Annotated in this window: 26 protein-coding genes; 14 read left to right on the forward strand and 12 right to left on the reverse strand. The window is 73.0% G+C overall.

What is annotated here, in order from left to right:
- Positions 1–39: 39 nt before the first annotated feature.
- Positions 40–945, forward strand: a complete 906-nt coding sequence (locus ACE1OA_RS29575) for a LysR family transcriptional regulator (protein ID WP_356779142.1) — start codon at positions 40–42, stop codon at positions 943–945.
- A 118-nt stretch (positions 946–1,063) separates the two neighbouring features.
- On the opposite strand, the gene ACE1OA_RS29580 is transcribed toward ACE1OA_RS29575, so the two are convergent.
- Positions 1,064–1,531 (reverse strand): pyridoxamine 5'-phosphate oxidase family protein, encoded by a 468-nt coding sequence (locus tag ACE1OA_RS29580; protein ID WP_356602559.1) that lies wholly within the window; start codon positions 1,529–1,531, stop codon positions 1,064–1,066.
- A gap of 112 nt (positions 1,532–1,643) precedes the next feature.
- Here ACE1OA_RS29580 and ACE1OA_RS29585 point away from each other — a divergent pair, with 112 nt between their 5' ends.
- Positions 1,644–2,303 (forward strand): cysteine hydrolase, encoded by a 660-nt coding sequence (locus tag ACE1OA_RS29585; RefSeq protein WP_356602557.1) that lies wholly within the window; start codon positions 1,644–1,646, stop codon positions 2,301–2,303.
- Here ACE1OA_RS29585 and ACE1OA_RS29590 read toward each other — a convergent pair.
- The gene (locus ACE1OA_RS29590; protein WP_356602555.1) at positions 2,290–2,730 is read right to left on the reverse strand and encodes a Rieske (2Fe-2S) protein; all 441 of its coding nucleotides are present in this window, start codon (positions 2,728–2,730) and stop codon (positions 2,290–2,292) included. The genes ACE1OA_RS29585 and ACE1OA_RS29590 overlap by 14 nt on opposite strands.
- A 191-nt stretch (positions 2,731–2,921) precedes the next feature.
- Here ACE1OA_RS29590 and ACE1OA_RS29595 point away from each other — a divergent pair, with 191 nt between their 5' ends.
- The 7 genes from ACE1OA_RS29595 to ACE1OA_RS29625 all read left to right on the forward strand — a co-directional run bounded on the left by ACE1OA_RS29595 (position 2,922) and on the right by ACE1OA_RS29625 (position 9,181).
- Positions 2,922–3,788, forward strand: coding sequence for a HipA family kinase (locus tag ACE1OA_RS29595; RefSeq protein ID WP_356602553.1), 867 nt, complete (start codon positions 2,922–2,924; stop codon positions 3,786–3,788).
- Positions 3,785–4,168 (forward strand): DUF3037 domain-containing protein, encoded by a 384-nt coding sequence (locus tag ACE1OA_RS29600; RefSeq protein ID WP_356602551.1) that lies wholly within the window; start codon positions 3,785–3,787, stop codon positions 4,166–4,168. Before ACE1OA_RS29595 ends, ACE1OA_RS29600 begins: the two co-directional genes overlap by 4 nt.
- A 254-nt stretch (positions 4,169–4,422) precedes the next feature.
- Positions 4,423–5,184 carry a 3-oxoacyl-ACP reductase FabG gene (fabG, locus tag ACE1OA_RS29605; protein ID WP_147976992.1) on the forward strand — a complete coding sequence of 254 codons (762 nt, stop codon included), beginning with the start codon at positions 4,423–4,425 and terminating at the stop codon, positions 5,182–5,184.
- Positions 5,185–5,209: 25 nt separating this feature from the next.
- Positions 5,210–5,977: an SDR family oxidoreductase gene (locus ACE1OA_RS29610; protein ID WP_356602549.1), complete on the forward strand. Its 768-nt coding sequence runs from the start codon at positions 5,210–5,212 to the stop codon at positions 5,975–5,977.
- Between the two features lie 148 nt (positions 5,978–6,125).
- A complete protein-coding gene (locus tag ACE1OA_RS29615; protein WP_356602547.1) occupies positions 6,126–7,703 on the forward strand; it encodes an ABC transporter substrate-binding protein in 1,578 nt (525 codons plus the stop codon).
- A 135-nt stretch (positions 7,704–7,838) separates the two neighbouring features.
- A complete protein-coding gene (ung, locus tag ACE1OA_RS29620) occupies positions 7,839–8,522 on the forward strand; it encodes a uracil-DNA glycosylase (protein WP_356602545.1) in 684 nt (227 codons plus the stop codon).
- A 185-nt stretch (positions 8,523–8,707) separates the two neighbouring features.
- A complete protein-coding gene (locus tag ACE1OA_RS29625) occupies positions 8,708–9,181 on the forward strand; it encodes a hypothetical protein (protein ID WP_384873959.1) in 474 nt (157 codons plus the stop codon).
- Positions 9,182–9,230: 49 nt separating this feature from the next.
- On the opposite strand, the gene ACE1OA_RS29630 is transcribed toward ACE1OA_RS29625, so the two are convergent.
- From ACE1OA_RS29630 to ACE1OA_RS29640, 3 genes are all read right to left on the reverse strand, one after another.
- Positions 9,231–9,689: a hypothetical protein gene (locus tag ACE1OA_RS29630; protein ID WP_384873961.1), complete on the reverse strand. Its 459-nt coding sequence runs from the start codon at positions 9,687–9,689 to the stop codon at positions 9,231–9,233.
- Positions 9,690–9,858: 169 nt separating this feature from the next.
- Positions 9,859–10,380, reverse strand: a complete 522-nt coding sequence (locus tag ACE1OA_RS29635; protein WP_432753624.1) for a DinB family protein — start codon at positions 10,378–10,380, stop codon at positions 9,859–9,861.
- Between the two features lie 67 nt (positions 10,381–10,447).
- On the reverse strand, positions 10,448–11,101 hold the full coding sequence (locus tag ACE1OA_RS29640; protein WP_356602537.1) for a TetR/AcrR family transcriptional regulator: 654 nt from the start codon (positions 11,099–11,101) through the stop codon (positions 10,448–10,450).
- An 81-nt stretch (positions 11,102–11,182) separates the two neighbouring features.
- Here ACE1OA_RS29640 and ACE1OA_RS29645 point away from each other — a divergent pair, with 81 nt between their 5' ends.
- Positions 11,183–12,421: an FAD-dependent monooxygenase gene (locus ACE1OA_RS29645; protein ID WP_432753625.1), complete on the forward strand. Its 1,239-nt coding sequence runs from the start codon at positions 11,183–11,185 to the stop codon at positions 12,419–12,421.
- A gap of 11 nt (positions 12,422–12,432) precedes the next feature.
- Entirely contained in the window at positions 12,433–13,338 is a 906-nt protein-coding gene (locus tag ACE1OA_RS29650) for a Gfo/Idh/MocA family protein (RefSeq protein WP_356602533.1), read from the forward strand.
- On the opposite strand, the gene lnt is transcribed toward ACE1OA_RS29650, so the two are convergent.
- Complete coding sequence (gene lnt, locus ACE1OA_RS29655; protein WP_432753626.1) at positions 13,262–14,953, reverse strand: apolipoprotein N-acyltransferase; 1,692 nt, start codon at positions 14,951–14,953, stop codon at positions 13,262–13,264. The two genes, ACE1OA_RS29650 and lnt, sit on opposite strands and share 77 nt — an antisense overlap.
- Positions 14,954–15,003: 50 nt before the next feature.
- Positions 15,004–15,441, reverse strand: a complete 438-nt coding sequence (locus ACE1OA_RS29660) for a nuclear transport factor 2 family protein (RefSeq protein WP_187282592.1) — start codon at positions 15,439–15,441, stop codon at positions 15,004–15,006.
- An 81-nt stretch (positions 15,442–15,522) separates the two neighbouring features.
- On the opposite strand from ACE1OA_RS29660, the gene ACE1OA_RS29665 reads away from it, so the two are divergent.
- Complete coding sequence (locus ACE1OA_RS29665; protein WP_356602529.1) at positions 15,523–16,116, forward strand: flavin reductase family protein; 594 nt, start codon at positions 15,523–15,525, stop codon at positions 16,114–16,116.
- A 117-nt stretch (positions 16,117–16,233) separates the two neighbouring features.
- On the opposite strand, the gene ACE1OA_RS29670 is transcribed toward ACE1OA_RS29665, so the two are convergent.
- The 3 genes from ACE1OA_RS29670 to ACE1OA_RS29680 all read right to left on the reverse strand — a co-directional run bounded on the left by ACE1OA_RS29670 (position 16,234) and on the right by ACE1OA_RS29680 (position 18,429).
- Positions 16,234–16,449, reverse strand: a complete 216-nt coding sequence (locus ACE1OA_RS29670; protein ID WP_356602527.1) for a hypothetical protein — start codon at positions 16,447–16,449, stop codon at positions 16,234–16,236.
- Between the two features lie 327 nt (positions 16,450–16,776).
- Positions 16,777–17,649 carry an undecaprenyl-diphosphate phosphatase gene (locus ACE1OA_RS29675; protein WP_356602525.1) on the reverse strand — a complete coding sequence of 291 codons (873 nt, stop codon included), beginning with the start codon at positions 17,647–17,649 and terminating at the stop codon, positions 16,777–16,779.
- Positions 17,650–17,967: 318 nt separating this feature from the next.
- Entirely contained in the window at positions 17,968–18,429 is a 462-nt protein-coding gene (locus ACE1OA_RS29680; protein WP_356602523.1) for a winged helix-turn-helix transcriptional regulator, read from the reverse strand.
- A gap of 103 nt (positions 18,430–18,532) precedes the next feature.
- On the opposite strand from ACE1OA_RS29680, the gene ACE1OA_RS29685 reads away from it, so the two are divergent.
- Positions 18,533–19,702, forward strand: a complete 1,170-nt coding sequence (locus ACE1OA_RS29685) for a thiolase family protein (protein WP_356602521.1) — start codon at positions 18,533–18,535, stop codon at positions 19,700–19,702.
- Between the two features lie 30 nt (positions 19,703–19,732).
- Here the strand turns inward: ACE1OA_RS29685 and ACE1OA_RS29690 are convergent, their stop codons facing one another.
- Positions 19,733–20,497 (reverse strand): TVP38/TMEM64 family protein, encoded by a 765-nt coding sequence (locus ACE1OA_RS29690; RefSeq protein WP_356602519.1) that lies wholly within the window; start codon positions 20,495–20,497, stop codon positions 19,733–19,735.
- Positions 20,498–20,577: 80 nt separating this feature from the next.
- On the opposite strand from ACE1OA_RS29690, the gene ACE1OA_RS29695 reads away from it, so the two are divergent.
- Positions 20,578–21,276, forward strand: coding sequence for a DNA alkylation repair protein (locus ACE1OA_RS29695; protein ID WP_432753627.1), 699 nt, complete (start codon positions 20,578–20,580; stop codon positions 21,274–21,276).
- Here the strand turns inward: ACE1OA_RS29695 and ACE1OA_RS29700 are convergent.
- Positions 21,263–21,958 carry a class I SAM-dependent methyltransferase gene (locus ACE1OA_RS29700; RefSeq protein WP_432753628.1) on the reverse strand — a complete coding sequence of 232 codons (696 nt, stop codon included), beginning with the start codon at positions 21,956–21,958 and terminating at the stop codon, positions 21,263–21,265. The two genes, ACE1OA_RS29695 and ACE1OA_RS29700, sit on opposite strands and share 14 nt — an antisense overlap.
- Between the last annotated feature and the right edge of the window lie 83 nt (positions 21,959–22,041).

Raw genomic sequence — 22,041 nt, forward strand, 5'->3', positions numbered from 1 at the left:
AGCGAGAATTCCTGGAGGTGTCGCCGTAGTATCGCTTACATGTTGAATCTGGAGCGCCTGCGCACCCTGGACGCCGTCGCGCGGCACGGCTCGGTGAGCGGCGCGGCCGACGGGCTGCACGTGACCACCTCCGCCGTCTCGCAGCAGCTGTCGAAGCTGGAGCGGGAGATCGGCCAGCAACTGCTCGCCAAGAACGGCCGGGGCGTGCGCCTCACCGACGCCGGCCTGCTTCTCGCGGAGCACGCGGCACGGATCCTCTCGCAGGTGGAGCTCGCCCAGGCGGACATCGAGGCGCAGCGCGGACAGGTGGTGGGCGAGGTCCGGATCGCGGCCTTCCCGACGGCCGCGCGCGGCCTCTTCCCCCGGGCGCTCGGGGCCCTGCGCGTCGCCCACCCCGAGCTGCGCGTGAGGACCTCCGAGCTGGAGCCCGAGCGGGGCATCAGGGAGGTGCTGCGGGGCGACGCCGACCTCGCGATCGTCCTGGACTGGAGCAACAAGCGGGCACCGGTGCCCGGCGGCCTGGAGCGCGTCCACCTCCTCGACGACGCCGCGGACGTCGCGATGCCGGCGGGGCATCCGCTGGCGGGCCGCGAGGTGGTGGACCTGGAGGACTTCGGCGACGACGACTGGGTGTCCTGGCCGGAGGGGGAGTTCTGTCACGACTGGCTGATGTTCACCCTGCGCTCGCAGGGCATCGAACCGCGGATCGCCCACCTCGCCGGGGAGCACCACACCCAGCTGGCCCTGATCGCCGCCGGGTTCGGCGTCTGCGTCACCCCACGGCTCGGCCGCGGCCCGGCCCCGGAGGGCATCGCGTTCGTGCCGGTGCGGCAGAAGATGAAGCGGCACATCTACGCGACCTGGCGCGCCGACGCCGGCCGGCGCCCGTCCATCCGTGCCGCCGTCGAGGCGCTGCGGGCGGCCGGGACGCCGCTGAACAGCTGACGGCGGGCTCCGTACGCTTCCGGACGCGGGTTCCGTCGGAAGGCGTCCGTCCCCGGCCGAGCCGGACCGGACGGTGCCGCCCGTCCGGTCCGCTCACCCGTGCCGGGCCGGCGGACCCTCAGAGCCCGGCCAGTTTGCGGAAGTCCCACGAGGCGACCGCGTCCGGCGTCAGCTTCAGCCAGGCGTGCCGGCCGTCGTGCGGCATCGTGTCCAGGCCGAAGTTCTTGGCCGCGAAGAGCCTTTCCGGCACGTCGAGTTCGGCACACGGCTCACCCGTCCGCGGGGCCTCCCCGACGAAGACCGCGGTGCCCGACAGCTCGGCGCCGCGCAGCTCGCCGTAGTCCTCACCGTCGTCCACGACCACGGCGATCCGCGGATCGGCCCGCAGGTCGGCCCAGCGCCGGCTGCGGGTGATCGAGTACAGCCACAGCGAGGTCCCGTCCCAGGCGTACCAGAGCGCGCCGACGTGCGGGCGTCCGTCCGCGGAGACGGTCGCGACCCGGCAGGTCCGCTGTTCGGTGAGGAAGGTGTCGAGCTCGGCCGGGGTCATCATGATCCTGCGTCCGCGACGCTGTGCGACGGCCATCGTCCCGCCCCTCGTAGAGTTCTGATGGAGTGTCAGAAATCATGGAGCCTCTTCCCTCCGCAGGCAAGGGTGGCTACCCTCGCCCGCCCGGAGTGCGCATAAGGGGAGGACCATGACCGGCAACGCCCAGTGGGAACGGCTCCAGGAGCAACTCGACCCCGCCACCACGGTACTGCTCACCGTCGAATGCCAGGAAGGGGTCGTCGGCCGGGCCGGCGCACTGCCCGAACTCGCCGCCGCGGCCCGGGCGTCGGGCGCCCTGAGCCGAGTGGCCCGGTTGGTCGGGGCCGCGCACGAGGCCGACGTGCAGGTGATGCACGCCGTCGCCGAACGGCGGCCGGACGGGCGCGGGTCCAACGGCAACGCCCGGCTGTTCCGGGCCGCGGCCCGCCTGCCCGTGCAGCAGCACAGCGGCAGCACGGCCGTCCGGATCGCCGAACCCATCGAGGTCGCCGACCAGGACCTCGTCGTCCGCCGGCTGCACGGGCTCTCGCCCCTCGCCGGCACCGACGTCGACCCGCTGCTGCGCAACCTCGGCTGCCGGACCCTCGTCGTCACCGGGGTCTCGGCCAACGTCGCCATCCCCAACGCCGTGTTCGACGCGGTCAACCTCGGCTACACCGTGGTCGTCCCCGGGGACGCCATCGCGGGGGTGCCGGCCGACTACACCCCCGCGATGATCCGTCACACGCTCGCGCTCGTCTCCACCGTCACCACCACCGAGGAGGTGCTGCGCTGCTGGAAGAGCCCGCGTCGCGTCACCCGTGCGTGATCGAGTCCCCTTCGACCTTGATCGGCGCCGGCGGCAGCGGGCTGGGGGCGGGGCCGCCCTTGACGCTGCCGTCCGAGGCGTCGAAGAGGCTCTGGTGACAGGGGCAGCTGATGACCCCGTCGCTCACGCCGCTGACGGCGCAGCCCTGATGGGTGCACTTCGAGGAGAAGGCCTTGAACTCACCCGCCGTCGGCTGGGTGATCACCACGCCCTGGTCGGCGAACACCTTGCCGCCGCCCACCGGGATGTCCGCGGTCTTCGCGATCGGGCCGCCCCCCGCGCCGCCCGCTCCGCCGTCCGCCGCGCCCGTCGTCCCGCCCGAGCCGCCCGCCTTGTCGTCCGTGCCACCGCCGCAGGCGGTGAGCACCGCCACCACGCCCATGCCCCCCGCCGCCGAGACGACTGTCCGGCGTGCCACTGCGCTCATACCGTTCCCCTTGTGTTCCGTCCGCATCGACCTGATCACTGTGTCAGCAGAAGGTACGCGGACGGGAGCGGGAACGTTCATGCCCCCCGAAAGAAACCGGCGTCCGCCCGGTGCCGGCCGGACGCGCCGGGCCGCCCGGCGGTCCGCGCACTCTCCGATCAAGAGGCGACCTCTCCCGATAACCTGGGGAAATGCTTACAGAAGTGACGGCGACCCGCTATGTCACGCCCCTGCGTGAGGGCGGCTCGCTCCCCGGCATCGTCGAGGCCGACGATCTCGGTACGTACGTCATGAAGTTCACCGGCGCCGGGCAGGGGCGCAAGACCCTGGTCGCCGAGGTCATCTGCGGGCAGCTCGCCCGCCGCCTCGGTCTGCGCGTACCCGAACTGGTCTCCATCCAGCTCGACCCGGTCATCGGGCTGTCCGAACCGGACCAGGAGGTGCAGGAGCTGCTCAAGGCGAGCGGTGGCCTCAACCTGGGGATGGACTACCTGCCCGGCTCCCTCGGCTTCGACCCGCTGGCCTACGAGGTGGACCCCCGGGAGGCGGGCAAGGTCGTCTGGTTCGACGCGGTGATCAACAACGTCGACCGTTCGTGGCGCAACCCCAACATGCTGGTCTGGCACGGCGACCTGTGGCTGATCGACCACGGCGCCACCATGATCTGGCACCACAACTGGCCGGGCGCCCAGGCGTCCGCGGCCAAGCCGTACGACGCCTCGGACCACGCCCTCGCGCCCTTCGGGCCGGACGTCGCCGCCGCCGCGGCCGAACTCGCTCCGCTGGTCACCGAGGAGCTGCTCACCGAGGTCGCCGCCGACGTGCCCGACGAGTGGCTGGTCGACGAGCCAGGTTTCGACACCACCGACGCGCTGCGGCGCGCCTATGTGGAGGCGCTGCTCCCGCGTGCCGCCACGATCCACGAGCGGATCACCCTCGGCCCGCGTGCGGAGCGCCGGGCCTCGCAGGCCCCCGGCTGGCTGACCGACCATCTCACCGACTGGCCGCACCCCACCAAGAAGGACCGCACCGGCACGAGCGAGGGCGACGGACAGTGAGCAAGCGCGATGTCTTCGAGTACGCGCTGCTGCGCGTGGTGCCGCGCGTCGAGCGCGGCGAGTTCATCAACGCGGGCGTGGTGGTCTACTGCCGTGCCCGGTCCTTCGTGGCCGCCCGTACCCATCTGGACGAGACCAAGCTGCAGGCGCTCGACGCGGGCGCGGACGTGGTCGGCGTCCGGGCCGCGCTGCACGCGGTCGAGGGGGTCTGCCGGGGTGGCGACGACGCGGGGCAGGCGGCCCGCGACGACGCGGGACGGCGCTTCCGCTGGCTGATCGCCCCCCGCTCGACGGTCGTCCAGCCCGGACCGGTGCACACCGGCCTGACCGAGGATCCCGCGGGCGAGGTCGAGCGACTGCTCGATCTGCTGGTGCGCTGACCGCCCGCGGAGGGGGTGCGGCCCCCGAGGAGGCGTCGTGCCGCTCGGGCCGGACCGGCAGGACGCGCCCCGGGTCCGGCCCTGCCGCGCCCCGGCGCGCGGCGGAAGGTGATCGGGTGCACCCGGTGGGCCGTTGACACCGGGTGCCAGGGCTTCTAGCGTCTCGTCTACTGAAGGTACTAAGCGGTCGCTCATGTGCGGGACGTACCGGGCCGGCCGCATCCAGTCATGATCCAAGGGCGAGGAGAACCAGCATGTCCACCACCGAGCAGCGCGTGGCCGTCGTGACCGGCGGGGCGCGCGGTATTGGCGCCGCGACCGCGGTGCGGTTGGCCGCGGAGGGCCGCGCCGTCGCCGTACTCGACCTCGACGAGGCGGCCTGCAAGGACACCGTCGAGAAGATCACGGCGGCGGGCGGCACCGCCCTCGCCGTCGGCTGCGACGTCTCCGACAGCGCCCAGGTGGAGGCGGCCGTCGCGCGCGTCGCCGCCGAGCTCGGCGCCCCGACGATCCTCGTCAACAACGCGGGTGTGCTCCGCGACAACCTGCTCTTCAAGATGAGCGAGTCCGACTGGGACATCGTCATGAACGTCCACCTCAAGGGTGCGTTCCTGATGGCCAAGGCGTGCCAGAAGCACATGGTGGACGCGGGCTTCGGCCGGATCGTCTCGCTGTCGTCCTCCTCGGCGCTCGGCAACCGCGGCCAGGCCAACTACTCCGCGGTCAAGGCCGGCCTGCAGGGCCTGACCAAGACCCTCGCCAAGGAGCTCGGCAAGTTCGGCGTCACCGCCAACGCCGTCGCCCCCGGCTTCATCGTCACCGAGATGACCGCGCAGACCGCCGAGCGCGTCGGCATGGGCTTCGAGGAGTTCCAGGCGGCCGCCGCCTCCATGATCCCGGTGCAGCGCGTGGGCTACCCCGAGGACATCGCGAACGCCATCGCCTTCTTCACGGGCGACGACGCCGGCTTCGTCTCCGGCCAGGTCATGTACGTGGCCGGCGGCCCGCTCAACTGACGCCCGAGCGGAAAAGGAGACGAGCATGAGCAGCAAGGAGCTTCCGGAGCCGTCCGGCAAGGTCGCACTGGTCACCGGCGCCAGCCGGGGCATCGGCTACGGCGTCGCCGAGGCGCTGGTCGCCCGCGGTGACCGCGTCTGCATCACCGGGCGGGGCGAGGAGGCGCTGAAGGAGGCCGTCGAGCGCCTGGGTGCCGACCGGGTGATCGCGGTGCCCGGCAAGGCCCACGACGAGGCCCACCAGGCCGCCGCGGTCGCGGCGACGATGGAGGCCTTCGGCCGGGTCGACTTCCTGGTCAACAACGCCGGCACGAACCCGGTCTTCGGGCCGATCGCCGATCTCGACCTCGGCGTCGCCCGCAAGGTCTACGAGACCAATGTGATCTCGGCCCTCGGATTCGCGCAGCAGACCTGGCACGCCTGGCAGAAGAACCACGGCGGCGCGATCGTGAACATCGCCTCGATCGCCGGGCTCGCCCCTTCGCCCTTCATCGGCGCGTACGGGATGAGCAAGGCGGCGATGGTCAATCTCACCCTCCAGCTGGCGCACGAGTTCGCTCCCGTCGTCCGGGTCAACGCGATCGCCCCGGGCGTCGTGAAGACCAAGTTCGCCGAGGCGCTCTACGAGGGCCGCGAGGCGGAGGCGGCGGCCGCCTACCCGCTCGGCCGCCTCGGCGTGCCGGAGGACATCGGCGGCGCCGCCGCCTTCCTCACGTCCGACCAGTCGGACTGGATCACCGGCCAGACTCTGGTGGTCGACGGAGGGATTTTCCTCAACGCCGGTGTCGAGTGACCGATAACCGGACACTTTCCTGAATTCCTGACCGGATTGGCCCCGGTTGTTCGTTGAATGCCTCAAGTGCCCCGCCCGGGTCAAACATTGACCTGGCGGGGCGCTGCGGTATGGTCGGCCGACCCATGGCTGAACGAGGAGCGTGCACGTGTTCAACCGGACCAGTCTGCAGGCCGCTGCAGCCCTTGCGTCCATATCCCTGGTGTCCGGATGCAGCCTGATTTCGGGCGATGAACCCGCCGGGGAACAGAGAATCGTCATCGGTACGACGAGTTCTCCCACCACCCTCGATCCAGCCGCCGCGTGGGATAATTCCTGGGAGCTTTTCCGGAATGTCTTCCAGACGCTGGTGAGCTTCCCGACGGGTAGTACGACGCCACAGCCCGACGCCGCCGACTGCAAATTCAAGGACACGTCCAGCCAGGTCTACGAATGCACCCTCCATGAGGGGCTGAAGTTCTCCAACGGACACAATCTGGACGCCAAGGCGGTCCAGTACTCCATCGAGCGCATCCGGACGATCGACTTCGAGGGCGGCCCCAACGGCCTGCTCGGTTCGCTGGAGGAGATCGAGACCGTCGACGACCGCACCGTCGTCTTCAAGCTGAACAAGCCGGACGCGACCTTCCCCTTCGTCCTCGCCACGCCCGCCATGTCGCTGGTCGACCCGGCCGAGTACTCCGCCGACAAGATCCGCGAGGACGGCAAGCTGGTCGGCTCCGGCCCGTACGTCCTCGACGAGTACGAGGACGGCAGCAAGGCCGAGCTGACGAAGAACCCCAGCTACAAGGGATTCGCCGAACGCAAGAACGGCGGCGTGACCATCCGGTACTTCAAGGAGTCCGAGGCGATGGTCGGCGCGCTGAAGAAGAAGGAGATCGACGCCACCTACCGAGGTCTGACCTCGGAGGAGGTCATCGCCCTCCAGGACGACAAGCCGGAGAACAAGGGGCTGCAGCTCGTCGAGTCCCCCGGCTCGGACATCCGCTACCTCGTCTTCAACACGAAGGACGCGGCCGTCGCCAAGGCCCCCGTCCGCAAGGCCATCGCCCAGGTCGTCGACCGCAACGCGCTCGTCTCCAAGGTCTACCAGGGCACGGCCGAGCCGCTGTACTCGATGATCCCCAAGGGCATCGTCGGTCACACCACCGAGTTCCTCGACCGCTTCGGCGAGCCGAGCGTCGACAAGGCCCGCGCCATCCTGCGGGGTGCCGGGATCACCGAGCCCGTCCAGCTGACCTTCTGGTTCACCACCGACCGGTACGGCTCCGGCACGGCCCTGGAGTTCGCCGAGCTCAAGCGGCAGCTGGAGGAGTCCGGTCTCTTCAAGGTCGCCTTGCGGGGCAAGCCCTGGAAGGAACTCCAGGCGGGCTTCAAGACCGGCAAGTACCCGGTGTTCGGCCGAGGCTGGTCTCCCGACTTCCCGGACCCGGACAACTTCATCGCTCCGTTCGTCGGCAAGAACAACGTGCTCCAGACGCCGTACGAGAGCCCGCGGATCACGCAGGAGCTGCTGCCGAAGTCCCGGCGCGAGAGCAACCGCGGCGCGGTCATGGACGAGTTCGAGTCGGCCGAGGAGATCATGGCCCAGGACGTCCGGCTGCTGCCGCTGTGGCAGGGCAAGCTCTACATCGCGGCCAGCGAGGACGTCGGCGGCGCCGAGCGCGCCCTCGACCCGCAGACGGTCATGCAGCTGTGGGAGCTGAGCCGCAGGACCAGCTGGTAGGAGAACGCCCGGAAGCACGGAGGGCCGGCCCGACCCGGGCCGGCCGTCCGCCGGGACGCCCGGAAGAGGGCGTTGTCAGTGGCCCCCGGTAGGTTCTTCTCTCGTAGAAGTGCTGTCCTACCGGAGGTTGTTGACGTGACCGACACCGACATGCTGCCCGAGTCCTGGAGCGGCGTCCTCGGCGAAGAGCTGGAGAAGCCGTACTTCAGGCAGCTCACCGAGTTCGTCGAGAAGGAGCGGGCCGGCGGACCGGTCTACCCGCCGCGCGACGAGGTGTTCGCGGCGCTCGCGGCGACCCCGTACGACAAGGTGAAGGTCCTGGTCCTCGGGCAGGACCCGTACCACGGCGAGGGACAGGGCCACGGCCTCTGCTTCTCCGTGCGGCCCGGCGTGAAGACCCCGCCGTCCCTGCGGAACATCTACAAGGAGATGCAGGCCGAGCTCGGCCACCCGATCCCGGACAACGGCTACCTCATGCCGTGGGCCGAGCAGGGCGTCCTGCTGCTCAACGCGGTCCTCACGGTCCGCGCCGGCGAGGCCAACTCGCACAAGGGCCAGGGCTGGGAGAAGTTCACCGACGCGGTGATCTCCGCCGTGGCGTCCCGGCCCGACCCCGCCGTCTTCGTGCTGTGGGGGGCGTACGCCCAGAAGAAGCTCCCGCTGATCGACCAGGAGCGTCACGTCGTGGTGAAGGGCGCCCATCCCTCGCCGCTGTCGGCGAAGAAGTTCTTCGGCTCCCGCCCCTTCACCCAGATCGACGAGGCCGTCGCGGCGCAGGGCCACGAGCCGATCGACTGGCGCATCCCGAACCTGGGCTGACGCCCTGCCGCCGCCGGGCCGGCTTCCACCGCCGGGCGTCCCAGCCGTCCGGCGGTCCGGCCCGCGGCCGCCCGGCTGAGCCCGCCCGGCTGACAGGCCCGGCGGTGCCGCCCGAGCCTGTGCCGCATCGGCGGCGGCTGCGGCTAGCGTCGGTGCGACCCGACGGACAGCAGGTGGAGGCCGCAGTGACCGAGCAGCAGCAGATGTCGGACGACGGCGTCCTGACCAGGATCGGACAGGCGACGATGCTGCTCCACGGCGGGGACCGGGAAGAGGCGCGGAACCGCCTCGGCGAGCTGTGGGACCAGTTGGGCCCGGACGGCGACCCGCTGCACCGCTGCACGCTCGCCCACTACCTGGCGGACGCCCAGGACGACCCGGACGCGGAGCTGGCCTGGGACCTGCGGGCGCTGCTCGCGGCCGAGGGCCCGGGCGGCGAGGGGCTCGCCCGGGACGACGCCGCGGTCGCCCTGCGGGCCCTCCACCCCTCGCTCCACCTCAACCTGGCCGCCGACTACCTGAAGGTGCGGCGCCCCGACGCGGCCCGTGACCACCTGGACCGGGCACGCGCCGCCTCGCACACCCTGGACGACGACGAGTACGGCGACGGGGTCCGCGCCGGGATCGAGCGTCTGGAGGTACGCCTCCGCTCCCTGTGACGGGCCCGGAGCCGCGTCGCGTGCGGCCGGTCGACCCCACGCGGGCTCCTCAGCGCCGGTACGTCCCCCGGCAGATCTTCGCCTGGTCGCTGTCGGGCCGCCAGCCGCCGTACCGCTCGCCCAGGTCGCAGACGTCGCCCCGGTGGCGGGGCGGCTTCGGCAACGGGTGATCCACGGCGGTGCGGTCGCGGCGCCCGTGCTGCTCGGGCACCGCCGACGCGTGTCCCCTGCCGGGGTGCGCGGCCGGGCCGCCGGCGTTCCGTCGCTGTTCCCGCCCCTCCGGTGGGGCGCTGGGCGCCGGCCGGTCGGGCGGGGGAGCGGGAAGGGCCGCTTCGAGGGCCTCGCGGGCCGGCCCCTCGACGATCTGCGGCGCCGCGTCCCGAGTGGGGCGGCCGACGTCCCCGGGCGGTGCGGGGGCCACCGGGCCCGCCTCGACCGACACGCAGCCGGAGAGGGCGGCGACCGCCACGCCGACCAGGATCTTCACTGTGGTTCTCGTTCCGTGCACCCGCGCCACTCTGCTGCCCCGGCGGTGATCTTCACACCCCTACCCGCCGGGAATGCCTCGCACGGGTGACGGCGGCGGCGAGGGTGACCCGGGCTCCACCGGCCGCCCGACCCCGTCGCCCGTCCACCGGCCGCCCGACCCCGTCGCCCGTCCACCGGCCGCCCGTCGCTCAGTCGCCCGTCGCTCCGTCGATCCGCTCGCGCAGCAGATCGGCGTGGCCGTTGTGGCGGGCGTACTCCTCGATCATGTGGGTGTAGATCCAGCGCAGGTTGAAGGTCTCCCCGCTGCGGTGGCCGCCCGCGCCCAGGTCGTCCAGGGCCAGGCCGGCCGAGATCTCGCGGGCCCGGGCGATCTCGCCCTGCCAGGCGGTGCGGGCCTCCTCCCAGGTGTCCGTCGCGGTGACGTGGAGGGCGCGCTCCGGGTCCTCGCGGGTGCCGAAGATCCGTCGCCGCTCCTCACCGGCCATGACGTGGCGGAACCAGCCGCGCTCCACCTCGGCCATGTGCCGGACCAGGCCGAGCAGGCTGAGGTCCGAGGGCGGCGCGGAGGCCGTGCGCAACTGGGAGTCGTCGAGACCCGCACACTTCATCGCGAGCGTGCCGCGATGGAAGTCGAGCCATGCCTCCAGCATCTCCCGCTCACCGGCGGTGGTCGGCGGGAAGGTCCGGGTGTCGTGTTCGGCAGAGGTCATGCCGGGCATCGTCCCCGATGCGGGAGGCGCCGCGCCAGGGTGCGACCGGACCGGGCGGACTCCCGCGTCACTCCCCGCCGTCCAGCATGCCGCGGAGCAACTCCTCGAAGCCGGTGCGCAGTTCCGCGCGGCTCGGCACGGCGGAGTGGAACGAGCCCGCGGCACAGGAGAACATCAGCCCCTCGCACCAGGCGATCAGGGACAGCGCGTGGCGCTCGGGAGCGGTCGAGCCGGCCTCCGTCATCAGCGCGATCACCGGTCCGTGGAAGGCGGCGCCCGCGGTGTCGAAGAAGCTGCGCAGCTCGGGGCGGCGCGTGGCCTCCAGGGCCAGCTCGTAGCGGGAGACGAGCAGCGCCCGGTGGTCGGTGAGGTAGCGGTGCAGGGCCAGGGAGAGGGCGTCCAGCAGGGCTTCTCCGCCGCCGTCCCGGGCCGGCATCTCGTCCGGCGTCAGGACGGTCGCCTCCCGTTCGACCTGGCGTCGCACGGCCGTCTCCAGCAGGGCCTGGCGGGTGCGGGCGTGGTTGGAGGTCGAGCCCTGCGGGAGTCCCGCCCGCTCGTCCACGGCGCGATGGGTCAGTCCGCGCATGCCCCGCTCGACGAGCAGGTCGAGGGCGGCGTCGCCGATCCGCTCGGCACGCGAGGCGGCCGGGTCCGCCGGAGCCGGGGGAGCGGTGGGGGCGCCGCCCGGGGAGCCGGGATGCGCGGGGGTGCGTGCGGTCATGAAGGACAACCTACTACCGCCCCTACTACACCTGTAGTACGGTCAAGGCGTCACTACAGGTGTAGTAGCGAGGGAGAAATCATGCACCGGCAACGGGCCGTCGTCATCGGCGCGGGCATCGGCGGACTCACCGCCGCCGTGGCCCTGCACCAGCGGGGCTGGCAGGTCACCGTCCTCGAACGCGCCGCCGCCCTCACCCCCGTCGGGGCCGGCATCGGCCTCGCCCCCAACGCCCAGCGCGCCCTCGACGTCCTCGGGCTCGGCGACCGCGTCCGCGCGCTCTCCGCCTGGCAGGGCGACGGCGGCATGCGCGCCCCCGACGGCCGTTGGCTCGCCCGGACCAGCGCCCAGGTCGCCGCCGCACGCTTCGGCGGCCCGCTGGTGCTCCTGCACCGCGCCACCCTCGTCGACCTCCTGGCCGCCGGCCTCCCCGAGGGAACCGTGCGCACCGGCGTCACCGCCTCCCTGGCCGACCACGGCGGCGACGACCGCCCCGCCGTCGTCCGTACGTCCGACGGCGACCTCGAAGCCGACCTGGTCCTCGGTGCCGACGGCATCCACTCGGGCGTCCGCCGTGCCCTCTTCCCGGAGTACCCGGGGCCGCGATACTCCGGATTCACCACCTGGCGCGTCGTCGTCCCCGCGCCTGAACGGCCCTTCCTCCCGCACGAGACCTGGGGTCCCGGCCGCCTCTGGGGAACCCAACCGCTCAAGGACGGCCGGATCTACGCCTACGCCATGGCCGCCGCACCGGCGGGCGCGCACGCACCCGACGACGAGAGGGCCGAACTCCTGCGGCTCTTCGGCGACTGGCACCACCCCGTCCCCGAGATCCTCGCGACGGTCGCGCCCGAGGACGTCCTGCGCCACGACGTCCACCACATGCCCGAACCGCTGCCCGCCTTCCACCGCGGCCGGGTGGCACTGCTCGGCGACGCCGCCCACGCCATGCAGCCCACCCTCGGCCAGGGCGGCAACCAGGCGATCGAGGACGCCGTCGTGCTCGCCCACCACGCCGGCCGCGGACTCCCGCCCGGCGAGGCACTGGCGGCGTACACCGCCGACCGGCTGCCGCGCACCACCGCGATGGTGCGCCAGGCCGCCCGGACCGGCCGGCTCGCCCTGCTCGCCGCCCGTCCCGCCGTCGCCCTGCGCAACGCCCTCGTCGTCGCCGTCTCCCGCTTCGGGCCCGGACTCGTCCTGCGCGGCTTCGACGGGATCGCCGACTGGCGGCCACCGGCCGCCGCCGACCTGCCCGCGTATGCTGACCGGCGCGAACGGCGCACCGCCGCCGCGCGACGGCGTACCACCCACAGCTAGGGAGAACCCCCGTGAAGGTCGGCTGCATCGGACTCGGCGACATCGCGCAGAAGGCATATCTGCCGGTCCTGGCCGCCCTTCCCGGAGTCGAGCTGCACCTCCAGACCCGGACGCCGGCCACCCTGGAGCGGGTCGCCGCCGTCCACCACGTCCCGGCCGCCCGCCGGCACACCGACCTCGACTCGTTGCTGGAGGCGGGCCTCGACGCCGCGTTCGTCCACGCCCCGACCGCCGCGCACGCCGAGATCACCACCCGCCTCCTGCGGGCCGGGGTGCCGACCTACGTCGACAAGCCGCTCGCGTACGACTACGACGACTCCGTGCGACTGGTGGAGCTCGCCGAGGAGCGCGGCGTCGGTCTGGCGGTCGGCTTCAACCGCCGCCTCGCGCCCGGCTACGCCCAGTGCGCCGACCACCCGCGCGAGTTGATCCTGCTGCAGAAGAACCGCGTCGGGCTGCCCGAGGACCCGCGGACCTTCGTCCTGGACGACTTCATCCACGTCGTCGACACCCTGCGCTTCCTGCTGCCGGGTGTGGTGGAGCACGTGGACGTACGGGCCCGCGTCCGCCACGGCCTGATGCACCACGTCGTGCTCCAGCTCTCCGGCGACGGCTTCACCGCCATCGGCATGATGAACCGGATGAACGGCTCCACCGAGGAGATCCTGGAGGTCTCGGGCCAGGACACCAAGCGCCAGGTCCTGAACCTCGCCGACATCGTGGACCACAAGGGCCAGCCGACCGTCCGCCGACGCGGTGACTGGGTGCCCGTCGCACGCCAGCGCGGCATCGAACAGGCCGTGCTCGCCTTCCTCGACGCCGTCCGGGCGGGCGAAGTCCTCAGCGCGCGCGACGCGTTGCTGACCCACGAGCTGTGCGAGCGCGTCGTCCGCGAGGCTCTGATCCAGGCCTCCTGAGCGAGCCCGCGCCCTCGACGGCACCGGCCACCGCCAGCACGGCCAGCGCGCCGTACAGGGGCCAGTCGCCGAAGCGGACGTAGACGGTGGAGCCCCGCGCGAGCGGGACCTCGTGGACGGCGGCGGCGCTCCGGTCGGTGCCCAGCGGCGCGCCGACGCGGGCGCCGTCCGGGCCGTACACGGCACTGACGCCGGTCAGCGTCGCGTGCACCACCGGGCGGCCCGTCTCCGCCGCGCGCAGCGCCGCCAGCGAGGCGTGCTGAGCGGGCGCCCAGCTGTGCTGGAAGGTCGAGGTCGCCGACTGCGTGACCAGCAGCTCGGCGCCGCTCCGGGCCAGCCGCCGGCTCATGTCGGGAAAGGCCGACTCGAAGCAGACCAGCGGACCGATCCGCAGCCCCGGACGGCCGTCCTCGGCCGGCAGGTTCATCACCACCGCCTCGGTGCCCCGGCGCCGGTCCTCGCCCGCCGCCTTGCCGACCGAGGTCGCCCAGCCCAGCACCGCACGGGCCGGGACGTACTCGCCGAACGGCACCAGCCGCATCTTGTCGTACCGGTCCCCGGTCGGCCCCTCGGCGTCGATCAGCACGCTGCTCTTGAAGATGCCGGGCCGGTCGGCGCGGCGCGCGTCCACGTTCACCAGGATCGGGGCGTCCACCGCCCGCGAGAGCGCAGTCAGCCGGGCGGCCAGCTCGGGGCGGGTGGTCAGGTCGGCCCCGACGCTGCTCTCCCCCCACACCACCAGATCGACGTCCCGGCCCACCAGCGTGCGGGTGAGCTCCTCGCCCCGGGCGAAACGGCGTTCCGCCCCGCCGGAGCCGTCGAACAGGCCCGGCTGGACGACGGCCACCCGGACCGTGCCCCGCTCGGACGGCGGACCCACGCCCCACCACAGCAGACCCGTCGTGAGCGCGCACACCACGAGCGCCACCACCATGGTGAGCCGCACGGCGGCCGTCGACACCAGCAGCGCCGCGGCGGTGTTGACGGCCACCACCAGCAGGCTCACCAGCCAGACACCGCCGACCGAGGCGAGCCGGAGGGCCGGCTCCACCTGCCACTGGCTCGCGCCGAGGAGACCCCAGGGGCCGCCCAGACCCTCCCAGGAGCGGGCGAGTTCGATCACCAGCCAGCCGGCGGGGACCACGACGAGCGCGGCGGCGGCCCGGACCGCGGACGGCTCGTACCCGAGCATCACGCGGACCAGCCACCCCCAGGGCAGCCACAGCAGCCCGAGCAGCGCGGCCAGGACGAAGAGGAAGACGTGCAGGCTCGGCAGCAGCCAGTGGTGCATGGCCAGCATGAACCCCAGCCCGCCCAGCCAGCCCTCCAGCGCGGCCCGGCGCGCGGTCGGGGCGGTGCGCAGCAACAGCATCCACGGCACGAGCGCGACGTAGGCGAACCACCACAGACCGGGGGCGGGGAACGCGAGGGCGGGCAGGGCGCCGGCCCCGACCGCACCGGCGGCCCGGGCGGCGCGCGCCCGGCGCGCGGCACGGCCTGCCGCGTCCGGAGTCCCGGCCCCGCCGCGGCCCCCGTCGTCCCCGGAACCCGCTTCGGGCCCCGGCCCGCCGTCTGCCGCGCCCCGCGTCCCGCGCCGGCCGAACGGAACCCGCATACCGCGCCTCCCGGTGTCGCCTCCAGTGTGACCGGAGCGCGCGGGACCTGCTACGACCGCCGCCACTTCTCCCGTACGGTCACCGAGCGGAGCCGCCATCCGGCGTCCGTCCGGCGCAGGGCGAACGAGTACCGGCCGCCGCAGACGAAGTCCTCGCCGGACTCGAACCGCATCGGGTTCACGTAGTCGGCCTCGACCTCCGCGCTGTCGCCCGGATAGCCGCCGAGGTCCTGGATGCGGACCCGCCGGTTCACGATGAGGTGCTGGCGTACGGGGAAGAGCCGCATCGTCTCCTCGAGCCAGTCGGCGACCTCGGCCGCCGGCCCCTCCACACCCCCGGAACCGCGGTAGTCGGCGCGGCCGTCGCGGGTGAACAGCGCCCGGTAGCCGGTCCAGTCGGAATCGTCCACGGCCACCGCGTATCCGGTGACCACGTCGTCGATGGCCAAGCGGTCCATCACGGTCGCGAGATCCACGCGCTGCGTCATCGGATCAGTGTCGGCCAGCGGAGGCGCGGGGCCAAGAGCCGCGCGGGAAGGTCAGGGGCGGATACCGGTCATACTTCTGGGATGCGCATCGACTTCGATCCCGACCGCAGCGACCGGAACGACTTCTACCGGTTGCTCACCGCCACCGTGGTGCCCCGGCCGATCGCGTGGATCTCCACGACCGCCGCGGACGGGACCGACAACCTCGCCCCGCACTCCTTCTTCACGATCGCCTCGGTGACGCCGCCGGTCGTCCAGTTCACCTCGGTGGGCCGCAAGGACTCGCTGCGCAACATCGAGGACACGGGCGCGTTCGTCGTCAACCTGTCCCCGGAGCCGCTCTTCGAGCAGATCAACGCCACGGCGACGGACTTCCCGCGCGGGGTGAGCGAGTTCGACGCCTGCGGCGTGCGGCGCGAGCCGAGCCTGCGGGTCGGGCCGCCGCGCGTGGCGGACGCTCCGGTGGCCCTGGAGTGCGAGCTGCACAGCACCGTGCGGATCGGCGACTCGACCGTCGTCTTCGGCCGGGTGGTGCACGCGGCGGTCGACGAGGCGGTCATGGTCGACGGCCACCCCGAGATCACCCGGATGCGGCCGCTGGCCCGTCTCGGCAAGAACGAGTGGGGCACGCTGGGCGGCATCCGGGACCTCGCGCGGGTGCCGTACCAGGCGTAGCGACGTACCGGTACCAGGGCGGCGCGACCCCGGCCCTTCCGGCGCGATCCCGCCCGTCCGGCGGGATCGTGGGCCCCGCGCGTGCCCTCGTGCGGCCCGTGGGCGCGGGCGCGGGCCCTACGCGGCTTCCCAGCGGTGCGGGCGTCCTCCCCGCCATTCCACCAGGTGGGGGTCGTCCAGGATCATGTCGGCGTCCTCGAGCCCGGCCCGGCGCAGGAACTCGACGAGGTCGGTGTCGTTGTGCGCGAGGCCCACGATCGTCCCGCGGACGGTGACGCGCCGGCCGCCGCCGGGGGAGGGGCGGTGGACGACGACGGGTGCTTGCCATGCCATGGTTCCAGGGTGCTTCGGCCTGCCGGATCCCGCCCGCCGGCCGCGGCGGTGCCGCTTCGCACGGGGTGTGAACGGAACGCCTCGACCCGCACGCCGCACACGCTCGCGGACGGCGGGCCGAGACGCGAGGATCGTCACGTCCGTCCGGGTGGGCACGACCGAGAAGAGTCGCCGGATCATCCCCCCGAGTCCGGCGACCCGTCCCGATCTGGCGTGGTCTCCGGTCACCGCCCGGACGGGCGGTGGGCCCGTCCGTACACACCGGTGGCCACGGCGGCCGCCCCGCCCGTGCAGCGGCCCGGCGCCGTGCCGTCGGGCGCAGGTGCGTCAGCCGGCCGACTCGCCCGCGTGCGGGCTCAGGACGTCCGTGCCGACCAGGACGAACAGCAGGATGCCCAGCAGGATCCGGTAGATCACGAACGGCATGAAGCTCTTGGTGGTGATGAACTTCATGAACCACGCGATCACCGCGTAGCCCACGACGAAGGCGATGAGCGTCGCGAAGATCGTCGGCCCCCAGGAGACGTGCCCCTCGCCCGCGTCCTTGAGTTCGAAGACGCCGGAGGCCAGCACGGCGGGGATGGCCAGCAGGAACGAGTACCGGGCCGCCGCCTCGCGGGTGTAGCCCATCAGCAGGCCGCCGGAGATCGTCGCACCGGAGCGGGAGACGCCGGGGATCAGCGCCATCGCCTGGCAGGCGCCGTAGATCAGGCCGTCCCGGACACCGAGGTCCTTGAGCGTCTTGCGCTCGCGGATCGCCCGGTGGCGGCCGCCGATCTCGTCCCGGGCGGCGAGCCGGTCCGCGACACCGAGGACGATGCCCATCACGATCAGAGTGGTGGCGATCAGCCGCAGGTCACGGAACGGGCCCTCGATCTGGTCCTTGAACGTGACGCCCAGGACGCCGATCGGGATCGAGCCGACGATGACGAGCCAGCCCATCTGGGCGTCGTGGTCGCCGCGCATCGACTTGTCGCGCAGCGAGGCGAACCAGGCCGTGACGATCCGCGCGATGTCCTTGCGGAAGTAGATCAGGACGGCGGTCTCCGTGCCGATCTGGGTGATCGCGGTGAAGGCGGCGCCCGGGTCCTCCCAGCCCGCGAAGGCGGCGGTGAGCCGCAGATGCGCGCTGGAGGAGATGGGTAGGAACTCCGTCAGCCCCTGGACGAGTCCGAGGATGAACGATTCGAACCAACTCATGGGGCTGGGGCTCTCCTTTGGATCTTGCCGGGCTCGTGGGGCCGGTACGCACCGGTCCCCGCTCACCGATCCGGCCTGATCCCGATGAGAGGCCCCGGGGCCGTCCCGAGGCGCTCGAGCGGTCGGTGGAGGGTCGCGCTGCGGTCACGCCGAAGGCCGTGCCCGTGGCTCACGTGGGGTCACGCGAGGTCACGGCGCACGGCCGTGGCGGTGGGATCGGAGATCCCCCGCCGGTCGGTGCGCAGCGTACCTCCCCAAGATGACGAGCCCGTTCCCAGGTCCGGGACGGGGTGTCCCCGGGGCGGACCGTCCGGGCGGTCAGCTCTCGACCGGGCCCGCCGTCGTCCAGCCGGGCGCCTGCACGTGCGGGGTGAGGCTCGCGGCGTCCGCGTCGTCGCCGCAGTGCGCGCACACGACGCGGGGGCTCAGCACCTCGCCGCAGCGGTGCTCCAGGAGGACCGGCCGGACCGTCCGGTCCAGATGACGGTCGCCCCAGCTCATCAGGGTGAGCAGGACCGGCTGCAGCTCCTCGCCCGCCGGTGTCGTCCGGTACTCGAAACGCTGCGGACGGTCGCTGTACGGCACCTTCTCCAGGATCCCGGCCTCGACGAGCCGCTTCAGGCGCGCGGTGAGGACGTCCCGCGGGGCCCCGGTGTTGCGGGCGATGCGGTCGAAGCGGCGCACGCCGAGCGAGATCTCGCGCAGCACGAGGAGCGCGTACTTCTCGCCCACCAGGGCGAGGGCGTCGGCGATGGAGCAGGGGCGGGGAGCGGCCTTCATGAGCCCAGGGTAAGGCAGTTCCCCGAGAGGGTTTGAAATTCCAACTCGCGGGGCTATGTTACTTGCGAGTGTTGGTCCAGTTTTCCAACTCAGGAGCCGTGTCATGCGAGACGCCGTCATCGTCGAAGCCGTCCGGACGCCCATCGGCAAGGGCAAGCCGGGCGGAGCCCTCTCCGACGTCCATCCCGTCGCCCTCCTCTCCCACACCCTCGGCGCGCTGATCGAGCGCGCCGGCATCGACCCGGCCCTCGTCGACGACGTGATCGGCGGCACCGTCGACCAGGTCGGCGAGCAGGCCATGAACACCACCCGGTACGCCTGGCTCGGCGCCGGACTGCCCGAGTCCGTGCCCGCCACCACCGTCGACCGGCAGTGCGGCTCCTCCCAGCAGGCCGTGCACTTCGCCGCCCAGGGCGTGCTCTCGGGCGCGTACGACATCGCCGTGGCCTGCGGGGTCGAGTCGATGAGCCGCGTCCCGATGTGGTCCAACGTGCCGCCCGGTGCGGACCCCTTCGGGCCCGGCGTCGCCGAGCGCTACCCCGAGGGCCTGGTCCCGCAGGGCATCAGCGCGGAGCTCATCGCCGCGAAGTGGTCCCTCGGCCGCGAGGCCATGGACGCGTTCGCCGCCGCCTCGCACGCCAAGGCGGCGCGCGGATGGGAGGCCGGACTCTTCGACGCGGAGGTCGTGCCGTACGGCGACGTCCGCCGCGACGAGTCGGTGCGGCCCGCGACCACGCCCGAGATCCTGGCGGGACTCCGCCCGGCCTTCAGCGACCCGGTCTTCGCCGAGCGCTTCCCCCAGATCGAATGGTCGGTGACCGCCGGCAACAGCAGCCCGACGAACGACGGCGCCTCGGCCGTGCTCGTGATGGCGGCCGAGACCGCGGAACGGCTCGGACTGCGCCCGCTCGCCCGGCTGCACAGCTTCGCGGTGACCGGCTCGGACCCGCTGCTCATGCTGACCGGGGTCATCCCCGCGACCGAGAAGGTACTGCGCCGGGCGGGGCTGGACATCGGCGACATCGACCTCTTCGAGATCAACGAGGCGTTCGCCAGCGTCGTACTCGCCTGGCAGCAGGAGACCGGCGCCGACCCGGCCAAGGTCAACGTCCACGGCGGCGCGATCGCGCTGGGCCACCCGCTCGGCGCCAGCGGCACCCGCCTGACGACCACGCTGGTGCACGCACTGCGGGCGCGGGGCGCCCGCTTCGGACTCCAGGCCATGTGCGAGGCGGGCGGCCTGGCGAACGCGATGATCGTCGAGGCGCTGTAGGCCGGGTGGTCTTCTCGGGCCGGACAGGACCTAGTCGTCGGCCCGCCCCGCCGCGCCCACCAGGGTCCTGGCCGGTTGCGGTGCGGCCGGGGCCGGCGCCCGCAGGCCGTGCCGTTTGCGCCAGGCGACGACCGCCGCGGCCAGGCCGGACACCACGATGAACCCCGTCGAGATCAGGAAGGCGGGCGAGGTCGGCGAGCCGGCCTCGCTGCCCGCCACCACGTACGCGGCGGTGTTCGGGATCGACCCGAGGCCCGTGGCCAGCAGGAACGGGACGTATCCCATGCGGGACACCGCCGCGCAGTAGTTGGCCGCGGCGAAGGGCACACCGGGGAAGAGCCGGATCGCCAGCATCGACCGGAAGCCGTGCCGGCTGAGGACCCCGTCCGCCGCCTTCAGCCACCGGCCGCGCAACAGGGGCCGCAGCGCGTCCTGGCCCAGCACCCTCCCGAGCGTGAAGGAGATGCCCGCCCCCAGCACCGTCCCGGCCACCGCCGCGACCAGCCCGGCCTGGGTGCCGAACAGCGCACCCGCCGCCAGGTTCAGGATCGGCCGCGGCACGAACGCGGCGGTGCACACGCCGTACGCGACACCGAACAGCACCACGGCGCCCGCGCCGGCCACCTGTGGGGGCCAGCCCTCGGCCAGCAGGCGCTGCGGCTCGTACAGCACCACCGTCGTCGCCGCGCCCAGGAGCAGCACGGCGAGCAGGGACAGGCGGGACCACGGCGACAGCAGGCTCCGGGAGCAACGGAGCGCGAGGGAGACCGGCGGCCGGGCGACGGGGTCGGACATCCGGGGAGAGTAACCGACGGGCCCGTGTGATCGCCGTAACGTCCGTCATGCCCGCGCGACCGCACGCCTACAGTGACGGCATGACCGTCACCGTGCCCGACAGCGCCCTCGCCGACACCGTGCTGGCCCGGCTCACCCGGCTGTACCCCGAAGCCGGGAATCCGTTCAGGGCCCAGGAGATGGTGGCGTACATGAAGGGTGTGGCCCCCTTCCTCGGCGTACGCACCCCCGAGCGGCGCGCCCTGTCCCGCCTGGTCCTCGACGGGGTCCCGCGACCCGACGAGGACGACTGCACCGCGGTCGCCCTGCGCTGCTTCGCGCTGCCCGAGCGCGAGTACCACTACTTCGCCGTCGACTACCTGCGTCGTCACGTGAAGCACTGCTCGTCCGGCTTCCTGCCGGTGGCGCGGCGGCTCGTCACCACCGTCTCCTGGTGGGACACGGTCGACCACCTCGCCGCCCACGTGGTCGGCGGGCTCGTCGCCGCGGACCCCGCCCTCGCGGCCGTGATGGACGACTGGATCGAGGACGACGACCTGTGGGTCGCGCGCACCGCGATCCTGCACCAGCTGCGGTTCAAGCAGGCCACCGACACCGAACGGCTCTTCGCCTACTGCCTGCGCCGCTCCGGGCACCCCGACTTCTTCATCCGCAAGGCGATCGGCTGGTCGCTCCGCGAGTACGCCAAGACCGACCCCGACGAGGTGCGCGCGTTCGTCGAGGAGAACCGGGACCGGCTCTCCCCGCTCTCCGTGCGCGAGGCGCTCAAGAACCTGTAGGCGGTCCCGCGGGGGACTCCCCGGCCGCTGGCAGCTCCGCGATCAGGGCGTAGCGCTCGTCGCGGACCGCCGCGCCCCACAGCTCGGTGCGCGGTGCGAGGTCCTCGACGCGTATCCGCCCGACCAGCGGGCGTACGGCGTCCGCCAGGTCGGCGGCGGTGACGCCCCCGTGCCAGGGCAGCGCCTCGGCGCCGTCCACGTACGGCACCGCGCCTTCCGCGGCCTCGCCCCAACGGCCCTCGACGAGCACGAGGATGCCGCCCGGGCGCAGCCGGGCCGCCCAGGCGCGCAGGGCGGCCGACGGGTCCGGCAGCGTCCACACCAGGTGCCGGCACAGCACCACGTCGAACCGCTCCTCGCCGACGGGCGGTGCCGCGGCGTCGCCCACCAGGAACCGGCCCGGCAGCCCGGCCGCCCGCAGCTTCTCGCGGGCCCGGGCCACCATGCGCGACGACAGGTCGACTCCGGTGACCCGGTGGCCCGCCGCGGCCGCCAGGGCCGAGAGCGAGCCCGTGCCGCACCCCACGTCGAGCACGTCCGCGGGTGTGGCGGGCAGCCAGGACGACAGCAGTCGCGACCAGGCGTCCCGGGTCGGCCGGGGCCGCAACCCGTGGTCCGGCTCGTCGTCGAAGCACGCGGCGGCGGTGTCCCAGTAGGCGGCGATGGCGGTGGAGTCGGTCATGCGGACGATTCTGCCGCCCGCCACCGACAACGGGCCCGCCCCGACGACTCGCGGCCGGAACCCGCCGCCGACCGGGCGCCCTG

This window comes from Streptomyces sp. JL2001 (assembly GCF_050917515.1).
Lineage (GTDB): Bacteria > Actinomycetota > Actinomycetes > Streptomycetales > Streptomycetaceae > Streptomyces.